The organism is Paenibacillus sp. FSL H8-0457 (assembly GCF_038051935.1).
Lineage (GTDB): Bacteria > Bacillota > Bacilli > Paenibacillales > Paenibacillaceae > Paenibacillus_AQ > Paenibacillus_AQ lautus_A.
Genome location: NZ_CP150293.1, coordinates 4,495,412 through 4,516,439, shown reverse-complemented (window position 1 = coordinate 4,516,439; position 21,028 = coordinate 4,495,412). Strand labels below are relative to the sequence as shown.

General features: G+C 48.6%; 21 protein-coding genes and 1 riboswitch. Of the genes, 9 read left to right on the top strand and 12 right to left on the bottom strand.

Annotation, left to right across the window (positions count from 1 at the left end; translation table 11 throughout):
• Window positions 1-166: 166 nt before the first annotated feature.
• A complete protein-coding gene (locus MHI43_RS19910; RefSeq protein ID WP_036661356.1) occupies window positions 167-694 on the bottom strand; it encodes a hypothetical protein in 528 nt (175 codons plus the stop codon).
• A 262-nt stretch (window positions 695-956) separates the two neighbouring features.
• Window positions 957-1,090: riboswitch (cyclic di-AMP (ydaO/yuaA leader) on the top strand.
• A 3-nt stretch (window positions 1,091-1,093) separates the two neighbouring features.
• Between MHI43_RS19910 and MHI43_RS19905 the strand changes: the two genes are divergently transcribed.
• Entirely contained in the window at window positions 1,094-1,570 is a 477-nt protein-coding gene (locus MHI43_RS19905) for a C40 family peptidase (protein WP_036661354.1), read from the top strand.
• Between the two features lie 120 nt (window positions 1,571-1,690).
• Here the strand turns inward: MHI43_RS19905 and MHI43_RS19900 are convergent, their stop codons facing one another.
• Window positions 1,691-2,965 (bottom strand): stalk domain-containing protein, encoded by a 1,275-nt coding sequence (locus MHI43_RS19900; protein WP_015736120.1) that lies wholly within the window; start codon window positions 2,963-2,965, stop codon window positions 1,691-1,693.
• Between the two features lie 222 nt (window positions 2,966-3,187).
• Here MHI43_RS19900 and MHI43_RS19895 point away from each other — a divergent pair, with 222 nt between their 5' ends.
• On the top strand, window positions 3,188-3,577 hold the full coding sequence (locus tag MHI43_RS19895) for a 2Fe-2S iron-sulfur cluster-binding protein (RefSeq protein ID WP_015736119.1): 390 nt from the start codon (window positions 3,188-3,190) through the stop codon (window positions 3,575-3,577).
• Between the two features lie 97 nt (window positions 3,578-3,674).
• Here MHI43_RS19895 and MHI43_RS19890 read toward each other — a convergent pair whose 3' ends face one another.
• Window positions 3,675-4,532 (bottom strand): AraC family transcriptional regulator, encoded by an 858-nt coding sequence (locus MHI43_RS19890; protein WP_015736118.1) that lies wholly within the window; start codon window positions 4,530-4,532, stop codon window positions 3,675-3,677.
• 202 nt (window positions 4,533-4,734) lie between these two features.
• On the opposite strand from MHI43_RS19890, the gene MHI43_RS19885 reads away from it, so the two are divergent.
• The 4 genes from MHI43_RS19885 (at window position 4,735) to fucU (ending at window position 9,312) form a co-directional block, all read left to right on the top strand.
• Complete coding sequence (locus tag MHI43_RS19885; protein WP_009592101.1) at window positions 4,735-6,528, top strand: L-fucose isomerase; 1,794 nt, start codon at window positions 4,735-4,737, stop codon at window positions 6,526-6,528.
• Window positions 6,529-6,552: 24 nt separating this feature from the next.
• Window positions 6,553-7,212 (top strand): class II aldolase/adducin family protein, encoded by a 660-nt coding sequence (locus tag MHI43_RS19880; RefSeq protein WP_036661352.1) that lies wholly within the window; start codon window positions 6,553-6,555, stop codon window positions 7,210-7,212.
• A gap of 77 nt (window positions 7,213-7,289) precedes the next feature.
• On the top strand, window positions 7,290-8,801 hold the full coding sequence (locus MHI43_RS19875) for a rhamnulokinase family protein (RefSeq protein WP_036661350.1): 1,512 nt from the start codon (window positions 7,290-7,292) through the stop codon (window positions 8,799-8,801).
• An 82-nt stretch (window positions 8,802-8,883) separates the two neighbouring features.
• On the top strand, window positions 8,884-9,312 hold the full coding sequence (gene fucU, locus MHI43_RS19870) for an L-fucose mutarotase (RefSeq protein ID WP_015736115.1): 429 nt from the start codon (window positions 8,884-8,886) through the stop codon (window positions 9,310-9,312).
• A gap of 130 nt (window positions 9,313-9,442) precedes the next feature.
• Here fucU and MHI43_RS19865 read toward each other — a convergent pair whose 3' ends face one another.
• The 5 genes from MHI43_RS19865 to MHI43_RS19845 all read right to left on the bottom strand — a co-directional run bounded on the left by MHI43_RS19865 (window position 9,443) and on the right by MHI43_RS19845 (window position 12,529).
• Window positions 9,443-9,562, bottom strand: a complete 120-nt coding sequence (locus MHI43_RS19865; RefSeq protein WP_235201719.1) for a hypothetical protein — start codon at window positions 9,560-9,562, stop codon at window positions 9,443-9,445.
• 182 nt (window positions 9,563-9,744) lie between these two features.
• Window positions 9,745-10,095, bottom strand: coding sequence for a YxeA family protein (locus MHI43_RS19860; RefSeq protein WP_015736114.1), 351 nt, complete (start codon window positions 10,093-10,095; stop codon window positions 9,745-9,747).
• Window positions 10,096-10,118: 23 nt separating this feature from the next.
• Window positions 10,119-10,850 carry an ABC transporter permease gene (locus MHI43_RS19855; protein WP_015736113.1) on the bottom strand — a complete coding sequence of 244 codons (732 nt, stop codon included), beginning with the start codon at window positions 10,848-10,850 and terminating at the stop codon, window positions 10,119-10,121.
• Between the two features lie 12 nt (window positions 10,851-10,862).
• The gene (locus MHI43_RS19850; RefSeq protein ID WP_015736112.1) at window positions 10,863-11,615 is read right to left on the bottom strand and encodes an ABC transporter permease; all 753 of its coding nucleotides are present in this window, start codon (window positions 11,613-11,615) and stop codon (window positions 10,863-10,865) included.
• On the bottom strand, window positions 11,612-12,529 hold the full coding sequence (locus MHI43_RS19845; RefSeq protein ID WP_015736111.1) for an ABC transporter ATP-binding protein: 918 nt from the start codon (window positions 12,527-12,529) through the stop codon (window positions 11,612-11,614). Before MHI43_RS19845 ends, MHI43_RS19850 begins: the two co-directional genes overlap by 4 nt.
• Window positions 12,530-12,690: 161 nt before the next feature.
• Here MHI43_RS19845 and MHI43_RS19840 point away from each other — a divergent pair, with 161 nt between their 5' ends.
• Both MHI43_RS19840 and MHI43_RS19835 read left to right on the top strand, forming a co-directional pair.
• Window positions 12,691-13,404, top strand: a complete 714-nt coding sequence (locus MHI43_RS19840) for a response regulator transcription factor (protein WP_036661348.1) — start codon at window positions 12,691-12,693, stop codon at window positions 13,402-13,404.
• Window positions 13,404-14,810, top strand: a complete 1,407-nt coding sequence (locus MHI43_RS19835) for a HAMP domain-containing sensor histidine kinase (protein ID WP_036661345.1) — start codon at window positions 13,404-13,406, stop codon at window positions 14,808-14,810. Before MHI43_RS19840 ends, MHI43_RS19835 begins: the two co-directional genes overlap by 1 nt.
• A gap of 485 nt (window positions 14,811-15,295) precedes the next feature.
• Here MHI43_RS19835 and MHI43_RS19830 read toward each other — a convergent pair whose 3' ends face one another.
• From MHI43_RS19830 to MHI43_RS19815, 4 genes are all read right to left on the bottom strand, one after another.
• Window positions 15,296-15,790, bottom strand: coding sequence for a hypothetical protein (locus MHI43_RS19830; protein ID WP_341283153.1), 495 nt, complete (start codon window positions 15,788-15,790; stop codon window positions 15,296-15,298).
• Window positions 15,791-16,739: 949 nt separating this feature from the next.
• Window positions 16,740-17,051 (bottom strand): YbjQ family protein, encoded by a 312-nt coding sequence (locus MHI43_RS19825; RefSeq protein ID WP_036661340.1) that lies wholly within the window; start codon window positions 17,049-17,051, stop codon window positions 16,740-16,742.
• A 251-nt stretch (window positions 17,052-17,302) separates the two neighbouring features.
• On the bottom strand, window positions 17,303-18,028 hold the full coding sequence (locus tag MHI43_RS19820) for a type II toxin-antitoxin system prevent-host-death family antitoxin (RefSeq protein ID WP_036661337.1): 726 nt from the start codon (window positions 18,026-18,028) through the stop codon (window positions 17,303-17,305).
• A gap of 185 nt (window positions 18,029-18,213) precedes the next feature.
• Window positions 18,214-19,077 (bottom strand): AraC family transcriptional regulator, encoded by an 864-nt coding sequence (locus MHI43_RS19815; protein WP_036661335.1) that lies wholly within the window; start codon window positions 19,075-19,077, stop codon window positions 18,214-18,216.
• Window positions 19,078-19,280: 203 nt separating this feature from the next.
• Here MHI43_RS19815 and MHI43_RS19810 point away from each other — a divergent pair, with 203 nt between their 5' ends.
• Complete coding sequence (locus MHI43_RS19810) at window positions 19,281-20,960, top strand: ABC transporter substrate-binding protein (RefSeq protein ID WP_036661333.1); 1,680 nt, start codon at window positions 19,281-19,283, stop codon at window positions 20,958-20,960.
• The last annotated feature ends 68 nt before the right edge of the window (window positions 20,961-21,028 follow it).

Sequence of the window (21,028 nt, the reverse complement as noted above, 5' to 3'; positions counted from 1 at the left end):
AGCCGTCATCCGTTTTCACTGGAGTCGAGTTTTTGGTTTCCTATTAGGTTTGTTTGTATCCGACAAACAATAAGCGGTTGCCCGCACTTTCCCGCCCGCCGACGGCAACCGCCGGCTCCAAACCCGCACGCGAGGCGGCCTGCAGGCTTGGAGCCGGCGGCTTCCGCTACTCCATGTATTTTGATGCGTCGAACGTAATCATGCTCGTATGGTTGGCATGTTCGATCAGTGAGGAGAGCCTGGTCACTTCGCGTTCCTTCTTGCGCGCCTGCGCCTGATAAGCTTCCGGATCGTATAAGGCCACGTTAAACAGCGTTACGGCGCCATCTCCGCTTCCCCGGCCGTTCTGGCGCTCCAGCTTCTTGCGGGAGCCGAGATGGGCAAGCTGTCCGATATCGCTGCGCATTTGTTTGGCAAGCTCGATCGCCTCCATGATGGTCATGTCGGAGCCGTTCCAACTAATGGTCTGCGTCGTGTTGGAGATTGCCATCAGCAGATCCAGCTTTCTGTAATCCGCTGCGGCAGCTTCGATCTCTTCCGTAATGGCATCCACGCTGCGTGCAGGATACTCCGCCGTTTCCCCTTTTTCAATGATCGTGCTGCTGTTGTTCAAGCGTTCCGACATCAGTTGATTCATGAGACGGTTGATTGCTGCCCGGACTGCCAAAGCTTCAGCCATCGTAATTTGACTCATAAGCGAAGGATCACCTCTTTGATTTCTTGTCTGAATATGTAAACGTTCCGAACTGCAAAAAAGTTGCATGCCCATTAACAAAACGTCGCCGGAGGTTCGATGGAGTGTTACATAATTGTCATGAGTATACGAGATGGCATAATGAAAAAACATGAAAATTTTCAGCCTATACGACATTGATTAACATATAGTGATAGATTTCTAGGATATTATTGACAGCATCCTTGCTTGTATACTATATTAAGAGAAGGTTACAAAATGTTAATGAATTTTGCCGAATTTCGTTTGTGAAAACGGGGGAACCGTCTTGGGTGAATTATTCTTGTACCATAGAGAGTATAGGGAACCTTCAACCGAACCCTTAGCTAACTCCGTAGGCATCGAAGGAGAGAACGTATTTTGAAGAAATTTGTCATCACATTGCTTGGGTCTGCAATTATTTTTTCTTCTGGTGCCGTATCAGCCTATGCTGATCAACAACCGAATTTTCAGCATCAAGTGAAGCAATTAGTAGGAACGCCTTATAAATGGGGCGGAACAACGACAAGCGGATTTGATTGCTCCGGATTTATTCTGTATATGTTTAGAAATTTCGACTTGGACCTTCCACGCACTTCCCAGAGTCAGGCTAAAGCCGGGGTTCATGTGGATCGCGAGGACCTGAGAGTCGGAGATTTGGTATTCTTCAATACAAGCGGAAGCGGCATTTCCCATGCGGGCGTTTACATTGGAGATGGACAATTTGCGCATGCTTCCAGCAGCAAGGGCGTAAGAATCAGCAAGCTTAGCGACTCCTATTACGAACCGCGTTATGTTACGGCGCGCCGTGTATTGAGTCAAGAGAACTATGCTAAACTGGTAGGAAGCGCGAGCTAATTGGAATACGCAGTTTAGAGTTCGATACATAACCGGAAAGCCTGACAAGAGATGATCTTGTCAGGCTTTCTTTTTTTATGGAAGATTATAATTTGGGATTCTGCGAAAAGATTCACTAGATTATTCCTTTACGACAGAGGCATTCACGGCGGCTTCCATGCCATTATTATAGGAACGGAACAAGCCCAGACGCCAGAAGGCGGCACCTTTCAGATCATAGCGCTTGGCCAAGCCGAGCTTATCGTCGACGGATGTGGCGGTTTCGCTGCTTAAGCTGATGCCGAGCAGGAGCTTCTGCTTAGGAACGCCTGCCTGAAGTGCCTGCTGAATGGCTTGGTCCACCAGACTGTTGGGTTCAGGAACCTGGGCTTTGGTGCCAACCGGATTGTACTGATACGCCATGACGATGAGATCATCGGCAAGGGAGGCCAGCGTCTTGTAATCATAGCCTTTATAGGCGCTGTTCAATGGCGGAACGGCTAAGGACAGAGCAATGTCGCTCGGCAATGCGGCTTTCAATTGCTTGACGTAATCATTAAGCAGCTTCTGCTGCTTCGCGGCATCCAGTTTAAAACCGAGCCCTTCGAAATCAAGCACCACGCCGCCGAATCCGTTATCCGCCACCGCAGTCGTGATGCCCTCAATGGACTTTTGGCGAAGGCTGCTGTCGCTGAGGACTTTGGTTAATTCGCCGTTTCCGTCCAAAGCGTAAACCATAAGGTACGGTTTAATCTCCCGATCCGCAGCATCCGCAACAATCGATTGCGGAGTCACGTCGCCGGCCGCCGCAGGCAGACGATACTCGTCGCCTTGAAGCGTAAACTGACCTTCCCGATCAATGCGGCTCCAGCCGAAAGCGACTGAATTCATGGATGCTACGAGATCCCGCTCTTGGAAAGATTGCAAAGCGTAAAAGGCTCTTAGATGCATTTCGCGCTGCGGCGACACGAGGGAGACCGTGCGAGTCGCCTGATTCCAGCCGACATTAACGCCGAATTGGCTGCTGAACGAGCTGAGCGGAATCAGAACGCGGCCTTCCCGCTGGACAGGGGGAGCGGCCAGCTTCACTTTTTTACCGTTGACGGTTGCGCTCGAGCTCCCGACTTGAAGCAGCACTTCCGTCGTTTGACCTTTCACCTCGCCAATGGCCTTCACCGTTTGGGTCTTGCTGTTCCACGTGATTTGAATGCCCAGCGCCTCACCGACCGTCCGGAACGGCACGTAAGTGACCCCTTTGTCTATCCTGGGAGCCGCATCGAATGTAAGCGCAACGTCATCCAGCTTGACCGAAATGGCAGGCGCAGCCTGTACCTGGCCGATATGGGGAGCGGTTCCGAGCAGAGATAAGGCAAGAACGGCAGCGACGGCTGTTTTTCCTATTGGTTTATGCAGCATGCTATTGTTTTCCCTCCAACCCAATAAAATAATAGAATGATTCTCATAGAATATGGGATTTGCTCTAGCATACGCTAGTATAGCAAAATTTTCATAGAGTTCCAATTGCATGATGTCATAGAATCGATAAGAGTAAGCATGTTGATTTTTTAAACTTTCCAGTATAATAATTGAAGGAATTCATACATAACCTGATGATTACATGCATAGGGGGATAAAGGCGTGTTTAAATTCTGGAAAAACAAAAAGGGCGAGAACAGCGGAGAGAAATCGTCGCTCCCGGCAGCGGAAGAGAGAATGGAAGCCGTGCCGGACCGGATCATCGAGCTTACGGGCCGCGAGGTTCAGCGTAGCGTGGCCCCTGTTCTGGGCATGACGGTGCTTGACTTGGCCGAGCGGAATGAGGTGGATTGGAACTCTTTTTGCAAAAGAGGGACATGTGCGCGCTGCCGCTGCATGGTGGTGGAGGGAATCGAGTATCTGTCCGAACCCAATCTGGCCGAAGAACGGCGCCTGGATCCGGAAGAAATCGAAGAGGGGTACCGTCTCGGATGCCAGAGCAGGATCGAAACGGTCGGCCCCGTCAAAATCAAGCATGCTCCATACTTTTGACGATATAGAATGACAAATAACAGTAATATATAAAAAGCAGGCAGCCGTACCATTGCGGCTGCCTGCTTTATCGAAAGGAAAACAATCGAAAATTCCTTCACTCCACGGCCAATTTGCTCTGTTCCCGGAACGAGCTTGGCGTTTGACCGGTAATTTTCTTGAACAACATCGAGAAATACTTGTCGTTGCCGTAGCCGACCTGGGAAGCAACCTCGTGCACCGGCATTTCGGAATCCGCCAGCAGGCGCTTGGCCTCTTCAATCCGGCGGGATATCAAGTAATTGAAGGGGGAATCGCCGACTTCTTTTTTGAACAGATGGGATAAATAATGCTGGCTGACATACATCGTATCGGCAATGTCCTTGAGGCTGATGCTCTGGGTGTAGTTGGCGTCGATAAAGTGCTTGGTCCGCAGCGCGATTTCATTCTTGCCCTTCAAGGATTGGAATTGGTGTTTAACGTCCACGATGCGATAAATCACGGTAATCAATGACATCAGCAGGTTCGTGCTCAGCGTTTCATATCCCAGTACCTGCGAATCGCATTCGCGGAGGATCTCGGAAAGATAGCTCTCCACTTTATAAGCGTATTTTTCGCAGGATATGACCGGCTCGACATAGGCCGGCAGCAGCATCCCCTGAGGCACCCCTTCAATGTGAAGCGAATCCACGCCGCAATAGATTACCTTGAAAGGCCCGTCCGTGATGGATTTCTCCTCATGGGGAATGCCGGGGTTATAGATGGCGACATCGCCTTTGTGAAGCTCATATACTTTACCTGCTATGGTGAATTCTCCGCGACCTTCAACCACATAGATGATCTCGCAGAAATCGTGGATTTGGGGCGGGCCATAAAAGAAGTCCTCGTCCACGACCTGGCCGGCAAAGAGCAGCTGCGGATTTTTGATGAAGCGGAAGTGATCGCTTTTACTATGCGAGATTTCGATTTTTGGCACGGTCTCGTCCCTCCTGAAAGCAGCATCCTTTTCCTATTATAATGCATATTGCTCCTCGATGCCGAAATCGTTTGCAACCCGCTTACGCATAGGTACACTGTCTTGCTGAAATTGGGGACCGATATAACAACATAGTGGGTTATCCTTGAGCCCGAATCAACTTACAATGATGTCATAATCCTTATAGGGAGGCGTGACATACATGACAATTGAAAACGATTACAGATGGCGGGACGGATTTCCGAAAATCGGCATTCGCCCTACGATAGATGGCAGACGGAGAGGGGTAAGGGAATCCCTTGAGGAACAGACGATGAATCTGGCCAAGGCCGTCGCCGAGATGCTGACGAAAGAGCTTAAATATCCGAATGGCGAGCCGGTTGAATGCGTGATTGCGGATACTTGCATCGGCGGCGTGGCCGAAGCGACTGCGGCTGCCAAAAAATTCAAGAATGCCGAGGTCGGCCTGACGATAACCGTTACGCCTTGCTGGTGTTACGGCACCGAGACGATGGATGCGGATCCTTCGCGTCCGAAGGCGGTATGGGGCTTCAACGGAACAGGACGTCCAGGCGCGGTTTACCTGGCCGCCGTACTGTCGGCCCATGCGCAGAAAGGACTTCCCGCATTCGGCATCTATGGCGAAGACGTTCAGGATGAAGGGGATACCCGCATTCCGGATGACGTTCAAGAGAAACTCCTGCGTTTTGCACGGAGCGGACTGGCTGCGGCCTATATGCGCGGACAATCGTACTTGTCCATGGGCTCGGTGTCGATGGGCATCGCCGGCTCGATCGTGGACGACAGCTTCTTCCAGGAATATCTGGGCATGCGGAACGAATATGTGGATATGAGCGAGTTTACGCGCCGTTTGGAAGAAGGGATCTATGATCCTGAAGAATATGAGAAGGCGCTTGCTTGGGTGAAGGAGAACTGTACCGAAGGACCGGATAACAATCCGGATCATCTGCAGAACAGCCGGGAGCGCAAGGATCTCGAATGGGAAACCGTCGTCAAAATGACGCTGATCACCCGTGATTTGATGATTGGCAATCCGCGATTGAAGGAGCTTGGTTTCGAAGAGGAAGCCCAAGGCCACAGCGCGATCGCTTCCGGCTTCCAGGGGCAGCGCCAATGGACGGATCACTCCCCGAACGGAGACTTTCTGGAGACCATCCTCAATTCCTCCTTCGATTGGAACGGCAGACGTTCGCCCTATATCGTGGCAACGGAGAATGACAGCCTGAACGGAGTCGGCATGCTGTTCGGATACCTGTTAACCAATACGGCACAGATTTTCGCGGATGTGCGGACGTACTGGAGTCCGGCTTCGGTAGAACGGGTTACCGGCTATAAGCTTGAAGGCAAGGCGGAGAACGGCATCCTGCATTTGATCAATTCCGGTTCGGCTGCGCTGGACGGAACGGGCGAGCAGGAGCTTGACGGCAAACCGGCCATGAAACCGTTCTGGGATATTACGGATGAAGAGGTCGACCGCACGCTCAAGGCCACGCAGTGGAGACCGGCTAACCTGGAGTATTTCCGGGGCGGCGGTTACTCGACCGACTACCTGACGCGCGGCGGCATGCCGATGACGATGTTCCGCCTTAACCTGGTGAAAGGGCTTGGTCCCGTCCTGCAAATCGCCGAAGGCTATTCCGTGGACCTGCCGTCGGAGGTGCACGATACGCTCGATAAGCGTACAGACCCGACATGGCCAACGACTTGGTTCGTACCGAACCTCACGGGAGAGGGAGCCTTCTCCAGTGTTTATGAGGTCATGAACCAGTGGGGCGCCAATCACGGCGTGATCAGTTACGGACATATCGGAGCAGATCTTATCACCCTGGCTTCGGTGCTGCGAATTCCGGTCAACATGCATAATGTGCCCGCTAATGAGGTGTTCCGTCCGCGTGCATGGGGCATGTTTGGAACGTCCGATCCGGAAAGCGCCGATTTCCGCGCTTGCCAGAACTTCGGTCCTCTATATAAATAAGGTCATTCGAGAGGAGAGCGAATCATGCTGAATGTAGAAACGAGAAACGAGCTCTGCAAATATGCCAAAAAAATCGTCGACAGCGGACTCGTTGTAGGGCCTGGAGGGAACATCAGCGCCAGGGCAGGGGACAAAATGTATTTGTCCCCGAGCGGTTTCGCGCTGGAGGAGATCGAGCCGGAGCAATGGATTGAAGTGGATATCCCGACGGGCGATATTACCGATATGGGTCTGCGGCCTTCCTCCGAAGTGCTGATGCACCTGTACGGATACCGCAGCAACCCTGACATCGGGGCCATGGTGCATACGCATCCGTCCCATTGCATTGCCTTTACGCTGGTGGAACAGGAGCTGCCGGTAATGTTCCCCGATCAGGCGGCATTGGTCGGCCGTACGGCTTATATCCCGTACATCATACCAACGACGGATTTGCTGGCAGATGCCGTCGCGGAGAAAGTGACCACGGCCAGCTCCATACTGCTGGGTAATCATGGACTGGTCACAACCGGCCGGAATCTGCGCGAAGCGTATTACCGGACCCAAGTGGTTGAAGAGAGCGCCAAAATTTATCTGAGCGCCAAGGCGGCCGGCACGCCGGTGCCGCTGACCGATCAGGAAGTAGACGATATTGCTGCACTGGAGAGCGAGGATTATCGAATTCAGCTTCTGCAGAAGATGAAATAAATGTCGAGTTAACGTTCAGACTCGGGTAGTTGAAATTTGAATCGGTATCGTACTAAAGGTGAGAAAGGATGCGGCGTATGAGCAATCCATCTGCGGTGCTTGCGTTTGACTTGGGGGCCAGCAGCGGCCGGGCGCTGCTGGGCGAAATCACCGCTTCTGATCATGACTCCCCCGGCATACTGAAGATTACGGAGATTCATCGTTTTGCCAATACCCCTGTTCAGATGGGAGATCATCTGCACTGGAACTTCCCGATGCTGCTCCAGGAGGTCAAGCACGGCATCCGTAAAGCGTTTCAGGACGGTTATCGACCGGCCAGCTATGGCATCGATTCGTGGGGCGTCGATTATGGACTGATTGACCGCAACGGGGAGCTCATCGGAGTGCCTTATCATTACCGGGACCTCCGGACGGAAGGCATGGTGGAGGAAACCTGCAAGCAGGTTGGCAGAGAGCGGCTGTTCCAAGAAAGCGGTCTGCAATTCATGCCGTTTAACACCATTTTCCAGTTGAATGCGATGCTCAAGGCGAAGTCGCCGATGCTGGATATCGCGGACAAGTTCCTGCTCACGCCGGATCTTCTGAACTATTTTCTTACAGGGGTTCAAGCATGCGAGTTTACCATGGCAACCACGACCCAGCTGTACCATGTTACGGAAGGCAAGTGGAATAACCGGTTAATGGATGAGCTGGGACTTCCCTCGTCCTTGTTCCTTGAACCCGTACAGCCGGGAAGCGTGATTGGCAGGCTGCAGGATGCCGTGGCGCAAGAGCTTGGCGTTCCGGCGATCGAAGCGATTGCCGTGGCGTCGCACGATACGGAATCCGCCGTGGTGGCCGTTCCGGCGAACGCCAGCAGGTTTGCTTATCTCGTATGCGGGACCTGGTCGCTTCTCGGAACCGAGATGCCGGAGCCGCTTGTCCACCCGGACGTGCTGGAAGAAGACTTCTCCAATGAGGGCGGGGCTTATCAGTCCTATCAATTGCTGAAGAATATCATGGGCCTCTGGATTCTTCAGGAGTGCAAGCGGCAGTGGGAAAATCAGGGACTGAAGTATTCTTATGCAGAGCTGGTTGAGCTCGCGGAGGACGCGGAGCCTTTCCGCAGCCTCATCCATCCCGATGATCTACGCTTCATGAATCCGGCCGATATGACGGCTGAAATTCGGGATTATTGCCTGGAGACCGGGCAGCCCGTTCCGCAAAGCGCCGGTGAGTATGTCCAGTGCATACTGCAAAGCCTGGCCCTAAGATACCGGGAAGTGCTTGAACGGATGGAAGTACTGACAGGGCAGTCGTACGATGGTCTTCATATGGTTGGCGGCGGCATTCAAAACGAGCTGTTATGCCGGTATACGGCGAATGCGATGGGCCGTACGGTGTGGGCCGGTCCGGTCGAAGCCAGCGCCATCGGGAACATGCTGGTTCAATTTGTGGCCAATGGCACGCTGCGCAGCAGGGAAGAGGGAGTCGAACTCGTGAAGCGGTCTTTTCCGCTGGCCTGGTATGAACCCGAATCCAGTGAGGATTGGGAGGCAGCGTTCCTGCGTTACAAGTCCTTGATCGGGCAGCAGCAGGCACAGCCGTGATCATGAGAGCGTTCAGGGACTGACAGCTCCCTGTTAAGATTCTCAACTTGCTTCAAAATCTGATAAAGAAGGATGTCGTTCCATGCTAAAAGGCATATCTCATTTGCTCTCGCCTGAGCTGCTGAAAATACTAATGGAGATGGGGCACGCGGATGAAATCGTTCTCGGCGACGCCAATTTCCCTGCAGCCAGTCACGCCCGGCGGTTGGTCCGGGCAGACGGACACGGAATCCCTGCGTTATTAAACGCAATATTGCCGTTATTTCCGCTGGATACGTACGTCGAATCCCCGGTAGCGCTGATGGCCGTCACCCCCGGAGATACCGTGAAAACGCCGATCTGGGAGGATTACCGCCAGATCGTGCAGCAGTTTCACGCCGTTCCCGTTGAATTCGATGAGATGGAACGTTTCTCGTTCTATGAACGCGCCAAGAATGCGTATGCCATCGTGTCGACGGGCGAACAAGCGCTGTATGCCAATGTTATCCTCAAAAAGGGCGTTGTCGTTTAGACTACCTGGTGCAATAATTAGAGAAGAGATCGCTGCGGCGGTCTTTTTTTTTCGGTTTCAGTTTGGGCTCTCATTAAATTAGTTGGCACCGGGAAAACAATCCACCAGTTGGTTACTTGCATAGTTTATTTCAAATTAGATTCGTGGTTGCTTCCATCCCACTTCCATTAGAGGGCTCTGATGGAAGGGATGTATTGCTAGATAGAGTAACAAGCTTGTCTTTGTTATTCCAGCCTACGCTCAGACCCATTTCTTCACTAACAAAACGCATGGGAACGACCTCGGTTTTTAATTTACGAATTACTAAATCTCTGCTGAGAGACAAGGTTACCATACGATTTTCATCTATGAAAAGGAATCACTGGAAAATAACCTAGTACTTAAACTAATAATTCAAAATGAACTGATGCTATGAAATTAACGGATAACCAATCACCTCGAATATCGCCGCTGAACCGTCTCAGGCAGTTCCTTGAAGGCAACCTCTTCCCAGTGCGTGACACCCCGAAGCAGCGTGTGATATAGCTGTACATAAGCTCCTTCTCTTAATTGCTTTCCGGCCGAAAACCCAAGCCTTCTTTCATTTCCTTTCACATTATATGAAGTCAGCTCATAGTTGTAACGTCCATTGTCATCTTGAATACCGAGGCCGGTTATCATCGTATAATAGATGTTTTTACCTGCAGAATTTTCTGGGGTAAGCTTCTCAGAGTCCAAGAAGAACATCCACAAGCATGCTCCAATCACGATGATGAGCCCCAGGACTTGAACTATTTTTTTCATTATAAAAATCCTCCTAAGCGTAATCAGGATGAGACAATGTCTTTATTCTTCAGCCGGCGAATAGTCATCGATGCAAAAATGATGATGAAAGCCAAATTGATGATCCAAAACAGAATGTTCTGCATGCCTGTTAACGGATCTTGACTCATCACACTCATCCCGATGTTGAGTAACGAGAACGGGAAAAATAGGCCCAACTTGGCAATATACATGCCCAGACCAATAAAGACCGCGCACAAACTAATGCCGATCGGCGTGGCAAAGCTGCGGATCCGCAGCGAAAGTCCCAGTTGTAGAGCAGTAATGGACATACACGCATACCATCCACGGATTATCCAACCTATAATCTCTACAGGGAAAGGCCCGGGTAAGGAGAATAGGGTACCTGCAAGCCAATAGAGTCCTATGAACAGTACTTGCGCGAACAAGATTAAAACACCGACGACTATCCATTTTGCAAGAAACACGCTGGCAATCGAAACAGGAGAGGTCATCACGATATTCCAATTTCGGTTTAAATGCTCCAGCCTACCAATATAGGAACAGCAGATGGAAATCAGAATAGGCAGGAAAAACACGCCGTAGAATAGGGCGACCTGGGTCCAAAGGCTGTACCAACCATTTTGCAGGGCGTCCTGGTTAAAATAATAATTCGCACATCCAATCAACAGACTTAGAATTGGAAGCACCGCGATGATAAGGCCAATTCGAGAATGACGCAGTTTGAGCCACTCAGCAGAAATACTTCGTTTCATAAACGCTCCTCCTCAGATTTCCTGCCTGCTTACATGGAAGTTCCCCACGAAATAGAACAGGAGAGTCATAATCAACGAACCCAGTACGATACCAACACTTTCAGGCTGTACGATATAGACGCTCGCAGACTCGGCGTATCGATAAGTTACAGGACTGAGATCCAAATAGTAAGACCAAATAAAAAGATGCCGAATTGCAGCCGGAAATAATCCGGCGGTCATTCCGATGAAGCCGCCCAGCATGCCTAAACACAGCGCAAAAGCCTGATTTTTGATAGCAAAAGATATCCACTGTTGAAGAGCTGTAACAGCGAGCGTCGTGAGGAGAGTGCCTCCAACGAACCGGAATAATAAATCGCTAGGCAGCGTACCGGGGAAATCCTTTGTGAGTCCGAACACGATGATGAATAAAGCCTGTACCCCGATGCCATACAAGATTAGACTATTAGTGCATATATACTTCGTTGCGTAGAGCCGTCCGCGTCCAACATTGGTAGCAGCAAGCATTTTCCAGGTCGATCCCTTATGTTCCATATCACAAATGCGTGAGACAACAACAGCCGACATAATGGGCATAAACAAACCATTCATGGATGATATACTAAAAAAAACGGATTCCCAAACGGCGTGATCCGGGTTGCTCGCAATGGACCGGCTTACGGACATAAAAGCCCACAGCATCTCTACGACAAGAAATAATATCATCATGATCCCTATTTTTTTGCGACGGATTTTATAATACTCCAACCCTAACAACTTGATCACAAGCTACGCCCCTTTCCTGTCAGCTCCAGGAATATATCCTCCAAACTTTTCTTCTGCTCTTCAATCCGAGTGACTTCGATTTTATGTTCAACAAGCAGTCTGTTCATCTCCGCCACTTCCGTATCCTGAAGCGTGCCGAGCTCAAGCCGGCTGCCACTTTGTGCCGGGCTGTATCCTTGAGTGAGCAGGAGCTGCTCGGCTTTCGCATTGTCCCCGGTTTTCATAAAAATGGCGTTTCTGTTTTTTTGCCTCAAGCTTGCCATACTCCCCTGATACAACAGATTCCCTTGCGTGATAATACCAACGGAGGTAGCGATTTGTTCGATCTCCGAGAGGAGATGGCTGGAGAGCAATACAGTGATTCCATAGCGTTCAGGCAATGACTTGATGAGCTCCCGAATTTCTCCAATGCCTGCAGGGTCAAGTCCGTTCGTCGGCTCATCAAGGATCAGCAGCTTGGGGAAAGCAAGCAGTGCCATCGCGATGCCCAGCCGTTGCTTCATTCCTAGCGAATATTGTTCCGTTTTTTTGTTTTTCTGATTTTCCAGCCGCACAATACGAAGGGCCTCGTGCACGTTTTTATCGGGTACGTTCCGAAGGCTCTGCATAACCTTCATATTCTCAAGCCCGGTCAAATGCCCGTAATAAGAGGGAGATTCAATCAGCGACCCGGTACGTTGCAGAATGGATGGCCGATGTTTGCTCAGGTTTTCCCCGAAAATATGGATGGTCCCTTCCGTAGGTTTGATGAGACCGAGCAGCATTTTTAGCGTCGTTGTTTTCCCTGCACCGTTTGGGCCCAGAAACCCATAGATTTCTCCCTCTTGAACACGTAAATCCACTTTATTTACACTGTTATTTGCCCCATACGTTTTAGACAGATTTTGCGTTTGCACAATAGCGAGTGCACTCATAAGAAAGTCAGCTCCATTCCAGTCTTTAATTTCTCCTTCGTTTCAACCATAAAGAATCTACCTTACTTCAGTCTTTAGACAACCTTACGCTAACCTTAAATAGATTTAGAAAAAGACGGCTCATCCCGTTGTTCATGTATAATAAATTCAGGTGATGGGGCATGGAGAATTTAAAAGACAAAAAAATATTAATTGTAGATGATGAACCGGAAATCAGAATTATGATCGAACGATTTTTAAGAAAAGAGGGTTTTTACCGTATTTACATGGCAGGCGACTGTGCTTCGGCTCTGTCGATCTGCCGAGAGGGTAAACCGGATATCGCGATTCTCGATGTCATGCTGCCTGATGGCGACGGATTCTCGCTTCTGTCTTCCATTAAACAGTTGACGGATATTCCAATTCTTTTTCTCTCCGCGCGAGGTGAGGATGAAGATCGATTGCTTGGACTGGGTTTGGGGGCAGATGATTACATTGTGAAACCTTTCCTGCCGAGGGAGCTGGTATTACGACTGATGGCAATACTGAAGCGGGTCTACTCCTCTCCCGTAGCAGAGCGTCTTCCTGTCTTCCGATTGGGGGAACAGACGATAGACCTTGAGAGCGCTGTCGTGCACAGGAACCGGAAGGAACTGTCATTGACGGCAAAGGAACATGCGATTCTTGTAAAGTTGTACGAGAACCAAGGCCGAATCGTCACGAGCGATGCCTTATGTCAAGCCGTTTGGGGAGATGACAGTTACGGATACGAAAATACATTGATGGTCCATGTCAGACGGGTACGGGAAAAAATCGAGAGGGATCCTTCTAAACCGATTCATCTACTCACAGTCAGGGGACTGGGATATAAGCTGCTGGTGAAGGAGATACGTTAGTGGAGGGGATTATTCGCATATTACGGCGGTTTGTCGCCGCTACCCTATTGTTCTCGTTATTTCTGCTTCTTTTTAATTTCGTATTATTAGGCACGCTAGTGTTCACGGAAAATGACCAGAACTCGTCCCCGGAAGGCATAGTTAAGCAAGTGACCCAAGGCTTGGAGATGCAGAAGGACAGCTTTCAACTGGACGGGCAAGCTACCGAGCTGCTGCAGCAGAATCATGCCTGGGCCATGCTGCTCGGTGAAAATGGTCATGTGATCTGGGAGTATCATATACCTCATGATGTTCCTGATTCTTACAATCTAGTCGATGTAGCCAAGTTCTCACGGTACTACCTTAAGGATTATCCGGTTTATACGTCAGAACATCAGGAAGGTCTGATGGTCGTAGGGTATCCCAAGGAAAGCCACTGGAAGTATCAATTGGACTTCCTTGCAGAATGGATAAGCTCGTTGCCCCTGCGGATCGTGCTGCTGCTACTTTGTAATTTGGCGTTAGCTCTACTGATATCTATTGTCATTGGCACGCGGCTCATCAGAAAGATACGCCCTCTGGTGGAAGGAGTCCACAATTTAGCTAGGGAGCAAGAGGTTCAGTTGGACACCAAAGGGATATTCGGTGATTTGGCCCAGAGCATGAATTCAGCGTCAGCAATACTCCAGAACAAGACAGCCGCGCTGCAGTCACGGGATGAAGCACGCGCCAACTGGATTGCCGGGATTTCTCATGATATTCGGACGCCGCTCTCCCTCATCCTCGGTTATGCCAGCGAAATGGAGGATCAATCGGACTTGTCGGAGGAGCAGAGGCATCAAGCCGGTATTATCCGGAGCCAAGGCGAGAAGCTGCGCTCACTGGTAAGCGATCTGAATCTGGTCTCTATGCTTGAATATGAGATGCAGCCATTGCACTTGAAGTGCATCCGGCTATCGGTTCTGGGTAGACAGGTTGTCACGGAATTTGTGAATCATGGTTTGGATGACCGGTATGACATTGAATTAAAACTAGCCGATGAAGCGGTTCGGGTCCATGGGGACGAGAAATTGCTGCTTCGGGCAATCAGCAATCTTGTCCAGAACAGTGTGCGTCATAACCCGCAGGGCTGCAAAATCACAATAGAAACCTCTCTATCCCAAGACCGCTCCCAATATCGCATGATCATAAGGGATGATGGGCGAGGAATCCCGCAAGAGCAATTGGCGGAGATTACCGAATTGTACTTTTCTGCAAGAAGAAAGCGCCCTGACCAGCAAGGTCACGGTTTGGGACTTCCGATGGTAGCAAGGATTGCGAAGGCGCATCACGGCCACCTCATTCTTGCAAATGTGGACCAAAGAGGTCTAACAGCGATCATGGAATTCCCTGTGCAGTCGCAGAATGCAAAAGTGGAAGATGATTAAATGGGTACCCATTGATGAGAACCATAAACCCAATATATCCCACGCTTGATTAAGAAGTTGTTTTATATGTTCCGTTTCTGCTGTTCATCGAATTTTGACGGCAATCTTTGCACTGATTAAAACTTCCATTCATCATTTCCAGCAATAACTCTAAAAGACATAACCTGAACAAACAGAAACGGACTAGTCACGCTAGTCCGTTTCATTCTGCTTGTATATATCCAAGTTCCAGTAGAATCAAAAGGCTTCAAACTTTTTCGACAGGAAATCAAGAACTACTTGATTGAATGGATGAGGTTCCTCGACAAAGGGGAGGTGGCCGCAGTCTTGCATGGTTATATTAGATGATCGTTCTATTCGTTTATGTAAAATTTAGGTCAGCCTGTTTGTTAAAAGGATGGTCTTGATCGGAAATTATCAAGTGAAAGGGCTACAAAAAGGACAGATCATCTCTTCAACAGCTATTTACGAAAAATGATGTTAATTTAGTCTTCACCTTCAATATAATCAATTAATGAATTTAAGGATTTATAATTTTCTTTTGGTGAAAGAACATAAAAAAATCCTGAATCTTCTTCTTTAAAAAAGGACCCCCCTCCTCCGAAATTTAGTACTATATAGGATCCATCTATTTTTTTTATGCGTACTTCTCTGTAAAAGTCCGCCGGTGGAGAATCATCGGGATCCATTGCATGATTGTGGTTTAAAATATTCATTATTTTTTTAATATTATTTTCCTCATGTGTTTCTCCGGCAATATCATCTGAATCCAACATGTGCGTTGTCACACTTACAACTTCATTGGCTGATATACTGAAAGCAGGTATTTCTGATTGGCTTACTTCTTGACGATATTCAACCATATTCTGGTTGGATGAAGATTTACAAGACACCAGAATAATTAACAATAGTACAATTAAAATGATGAAACCTCCAAGCCATCTCATTCCTTTTCCCCTCTCATTTTTATCGATTTTCATTCTATAATAAATAACGCCATTAACTTCCCAAATGTTGAAATCTACGCTCAACAACAATGTGATACTCAGCGATACAATATGTTACAGCTTATGACGCTGCTTCTAAGCATGCTTAATAATAAATCATAAGCATTCAAGCAAAAATAATTCAAAGTGTCCGATCATCAATCAACTTCTCATTTCCATAAACCAGCTCTCCCCAAAGCTGCGTCCTGACGGCCACTTAGTGCCTTATCAGCTCAGATTTCAGTGCGCCTTGGGTCTTAAGGATCTCTCTTCGCGATAATGGATCTTCTAATGCCTATTTACATTATCGTTTTGATAAGCCAATAGACATAGAAGGCTATCAGCTTTTGTTAGGCAGTACTTCACAAGTAATTCGTCTTCGTTTTTTAGATGAGAATAACCAAGTACTATTAGATATGGGTAGTACATTAGTAAAGGATGGAACAAGAACTGCTGTTAATATATCTGGGGTTTACGAAGTTTGGCTCAATGCAAATCCTGGCGCAGTTAGCGTAAAGAATTTGATCTGTTTGAAGGCGTAACACAGCAACCTCAACCTGAAAACGTTCAGAATTAAAGATCCAGTCCACAAGGACATAAATAATACATCCACAAAATTTGCCAAAAAGTAGTGCGCTTGTAGAAAACTCTTATAGAGTATTGAATGATTCTCTAAAGCTTGGGGTACTTTGTTTAATAGAGGACATCTCAAAGACTAGAATAAGAATTAGTGAAGTGATCTGGCTTGAACGTCAATTCGGGTGATCCGTGCCAAGTCGACGGAGTGTTGAAAACAGTAGTAGAAGGAAGAACGCGTATGGGGGAACCCATACACGCTGTTCCAATATACATGCAACTGAGATCCTTGATTCGAAGTGGATAGCACCTGGTAATCTGTTGATTCCAGATTACTAGGGCTACGCGATACAGAAGTAACGAGCGGTTATATCACCACAGCTGTTCCGCTGACAGCCACCATCAGCATTCCCTCACGAATGACCTCATAGTCGATGTCCACCGCTACGATAGCGTTTGCCCCCATTCGCTCAGCCTTATCTTTCATCTCGGCAAACGCTACATCCCTTGCTTCCTGCAGCTTGTTCTCGTAGGCTCCCGAGCGCCCACCAACAAAATCGGTAATGGAGGCCATAAAGTCCCGCACTACATTAGCGCCCATAATGACTTCGCCGTTCACAATGCCGATATACCTTTTAACCGGGTAACCTTCAATGGTAGATGTTGTTGTCATAATCATATGATCGTCCTTCTTTCAAATAATTTTTAAATAGCGTTTACGATTAAAAACACCTTTAAGCTGATGCTGATTTGGATTGCAGTACTAGGAAGTATACGATCGTTTACCAGCGTGGATGCTTTCTTTTAGTACGCCGACAGAAGAGGATTGGTTTCATGAATGGGCGTAAGAAGACAATTATACGCTGGAAAATGCTTATTGAAGTTGCAAAGCAGGTGGCCAATAATAGGTTGTTTCCTAATGTATAGTAGTCACGCAAACAAATCTTGCATTGAAACCTGTAACCCTGGATAAAGTTTGGATTCCGCAAAAGAGTCATGGGCTTGCGAGAAGTAGTTCACATCCGCGATCTCGCCGTCGGACAAGGAAAAGAGGATGACTTGAGCTTTCATCGGATCGATGATCCAATACTCTTTTACGCCGCATTGCCGGTATAGATCAAGCTTCGGGATCATGTCCTTGCTACGCGTGGGCGGAGACAACACCTCGACGACGAGGTCAGGCGTACCCATATATTTTCCCTTCTCATTGATTTGATCTTTGTCGCAAATGACGACCAGATCCGGCTGTACGACACAGATATTTGCCTCCTCCTTCTTCAATGTAATATCAAGTGGGGAAGTCAGCGGTGTACAGGGTTTTCCTTTGAACCAATTGTAAAATGTGCCGTGCAGTTCATTAACTGCATGTTGGTGGTTGTATGAAGGGGAAGCCATGTTATACACGATCCCGTCGATCAGCTCGTGGCGCTGTTCCGAGCCCCCGGTTAGTTCCAGGAAATCCTCGTAAGTAACAAAGTCATTGTCGGCTGTATACTTTACAGCCCCCTCTCTCAGGACGGGTTCATCTGTGCCGGCATAGGCTATTAATTTGGCAATATCTCTGCCGTTTCTCGTCACGATGATGTCCTCGCCAGCCTCAGCTAACTTAAGATACTTTCCGAAATTGTTTTGCATATCGGTGGAAGTCATTCTCATAAATTTCACCTCGATTTAGCTAATTTGAGTCTATAATAGCTAAATAGAGGGAGCGTTTCAATTAATTTAGCTAATTTAAAGGTGGGATGATTTTTTCGAACGGTTTGCTTCTGCTGCAGGATCTAAGGTTGCATTGAAACTCACGGATTTGTGGCGGACGGTATTTCTCGCGCCTTGCAAAGTGCTTACCTGCGCTTTCGGTACACTTTAGGAGATAGGCCAAACACCTTCGAGAACTGACGGGTAAAATAATTGCTGTCATTGAATCCGCTCCGATAAGAAATTTCCGAAATCGGAAGGGCTGTCGTCTTTAACAGCCTGCATGCGTGCTCCAAGCGGAGCTGAAGAAGATAGGCGAAAGGCGTTGTTTGGTAATAGGATTGGAATATCCGATTCAAATGCCTGACGGATATATTGGATTTGGCCGCAATTTCGTCACGGGAAATGGGCAGCAAATAGTGATCCTCCATAAAGGAAATGGCTTTCGCCAAATGCATCAGATGAATTTGGGCTCCGTGACGCTCTTGCTTTTCATACTGCCGTGACAGCTGGACGACGAGCTCCATAAATCGCGAACGCAGGATGGTCTGGTAGCCCTGCAGTTTGTTCGCGTATTCCTCAATCATGAAGTCAACAACGGACGATACGTAATCCAGACTAGAGATCGGCAGGCTCATCTTGCTCAAGGCGTGGTTGATATTGCGGTAATACGGCTCCAGAACGAAAAGCGCCTGATACCCGTTCGATCTTTTGAACTCCGGACCCGTCAATTCCAGCATCTCGGGCTTGTACATGATGTTGCAAATACGAAACTCATGCGGGTCTTTATATCCATGGGAGGTGGTGCCGTTAATGACAAAGACGTCCCCCTTCTTGATAAACGATTCCTCTGTGTTGACGATATGGGTGGCATGACCATGCAAAACGATAACGAGTTCGGAGAAATCAACATGGTGATGCACGTACATGTCCTCTTCGTGTCCGCCATATTGAATAAAGAACTGAAACTGCTCATCGGTCGTAAACCAGTCCAAATGTACGCTTCTCATTCGGCCACCCTCCCAAGTAAATTATGTCGTATCTTGATGTCCTTATCATGCTATATTCAGGCTCTATGATCAAGGAATAAGGACAAAACTAGAAGATATAATAGGATCTGAAAGTGGAGTCGCTCTAAACCATCCATACAAAAAAGCTAGAAAGCATGATCTGCTGGCGACTGACAAGAAGATATTGAATAGGGGGTAAAGACATGAAACTCTGGAAGGGATTATCGCTGCTCATGGCCATGATGCTGCTGGTTACTTTTATTCTGGCTGCGTGCAGCAGCGGTGACAGCGGCAATTCCGCAGGCAGCGAAGGGGAAGATTTGAAACCGGTTACAATTACGTATTTCAGCGCCGATTCGAATGCGAACTGGGCAAGTATGCAGGATGCCGTCGGCAAAAAGCTGACCGAGACGACCGGCGTTACGATCCAAGCCGAATTTGCGGTTGACGGTTCCAATCAGAAGCTGCCGTTGATGGTAGCGAGCGGTGAATATCCGGATCTCGTATTCGCGAAAGGCGATGCGAATCTGTTCGTTGATTCGGGCGCTTTTATCGACCTTACCGATTTGATCGAAGAACATGCACCGAACCTGAAAAAGCTCTATGGGGATTACATGAACCGTCTGAAGTGGAGCAGCGAAGATGAATCGATCTACGTCCTTCCGACGTTGAATGCCGTGGATCATCAGCCATTGGATGCCGGCGGAAATTTCCATATCCAGCATGAAGTGCTGAAAGAGCTCGGTTATCCGGAAATCAAGACCGTCAAGGATTTTGAGAAGGCGCTGAAGGATTATTATGAGAAACACCCGACGATCGACGGTCAGCCAACGATTCCGTTGACGCTCAATGCGGATGGCTGGCGATTCATGATCTCCGTAACGGATGCGGCCGTGATTGCTACCGGTTTGTCAGGGGATGGGGAGTATTATGTTGATCCGGAAACGTATGAAGCGAAATTGCACTACAGACGTCCGGAGGACAAGGAATACTTCCGCTGGTTGAATCATCTCAACGCCACGGGCATATTGGACAATGAAACGTTCGTTCAGAAGACGGACCAGTACGAAGCAAAGATCGCCTCCGGCCGCGTTCTTGGCGTCATTGACGCCGATTGGGGGTTTGGAAACCCGACGAATGCGCTGAGAACGGCCGGCAAAGAGAACCGTACCTATGCGAGATTCCCGATCCAATTGGATGGGACGACCAAGGACGCTTCGTTCCAGAATGCGGGGTATGCAGCAGGCTGGGGAGTAGGCATCACGACATCCGCGAAGGATCCGGTACGGATCATCAAGTTCTTGGATTATCTGGCTTCCGAAGAAGGGCAAATTTTGATGAACTGGGGCATTGAAGGCGAGCATTACAATGTCAAAGACGGCAAACGCGTCATTCCGGAGGACGTGCAGGACCGCAAAGTTAACGACAACGCCAGCTTTACCAAAGAGAGCGGAATTGGATTATATAACAGTTTGTTTCCTCGTTATGGCGACGGCGCGAAGGATTCGACCGGAAATTATTATACGACCAACTTCCCGGAACAAATCAAGGCCAATTATACGCCTTCAGCCAAAGAGACGCTGAGAGCGTATGGTGCGGAAATGTGGAAGGATCTCTGGCCAAAGTCGGAGGAATTTCCGACAAAGCCGTGGGGTGCGGCATATCTTATTTCCCCGCCGATCGACTCCAATATTGCAATCACCTACAAGCGGGTTGAAGAGATTGTTCGCAAACGCATTCCGGAGATCATCCTTGCAGACCCGTCCCAATTCGATGTTCTTTACGATCAGTTCATTCAAGATCTGAACGCTGCCGGGGCGGAAAAAATGGAGCAGGAATATTCGGAGCTGGTTCGTGATCGGGTTGAGCTGTGGAATAACTGAACCGTTTGATTTGAGGGGCAGGCCCAAAAGCTGCCTCTCTTTTATGCCAATCTGTTTTCCGCCATTGT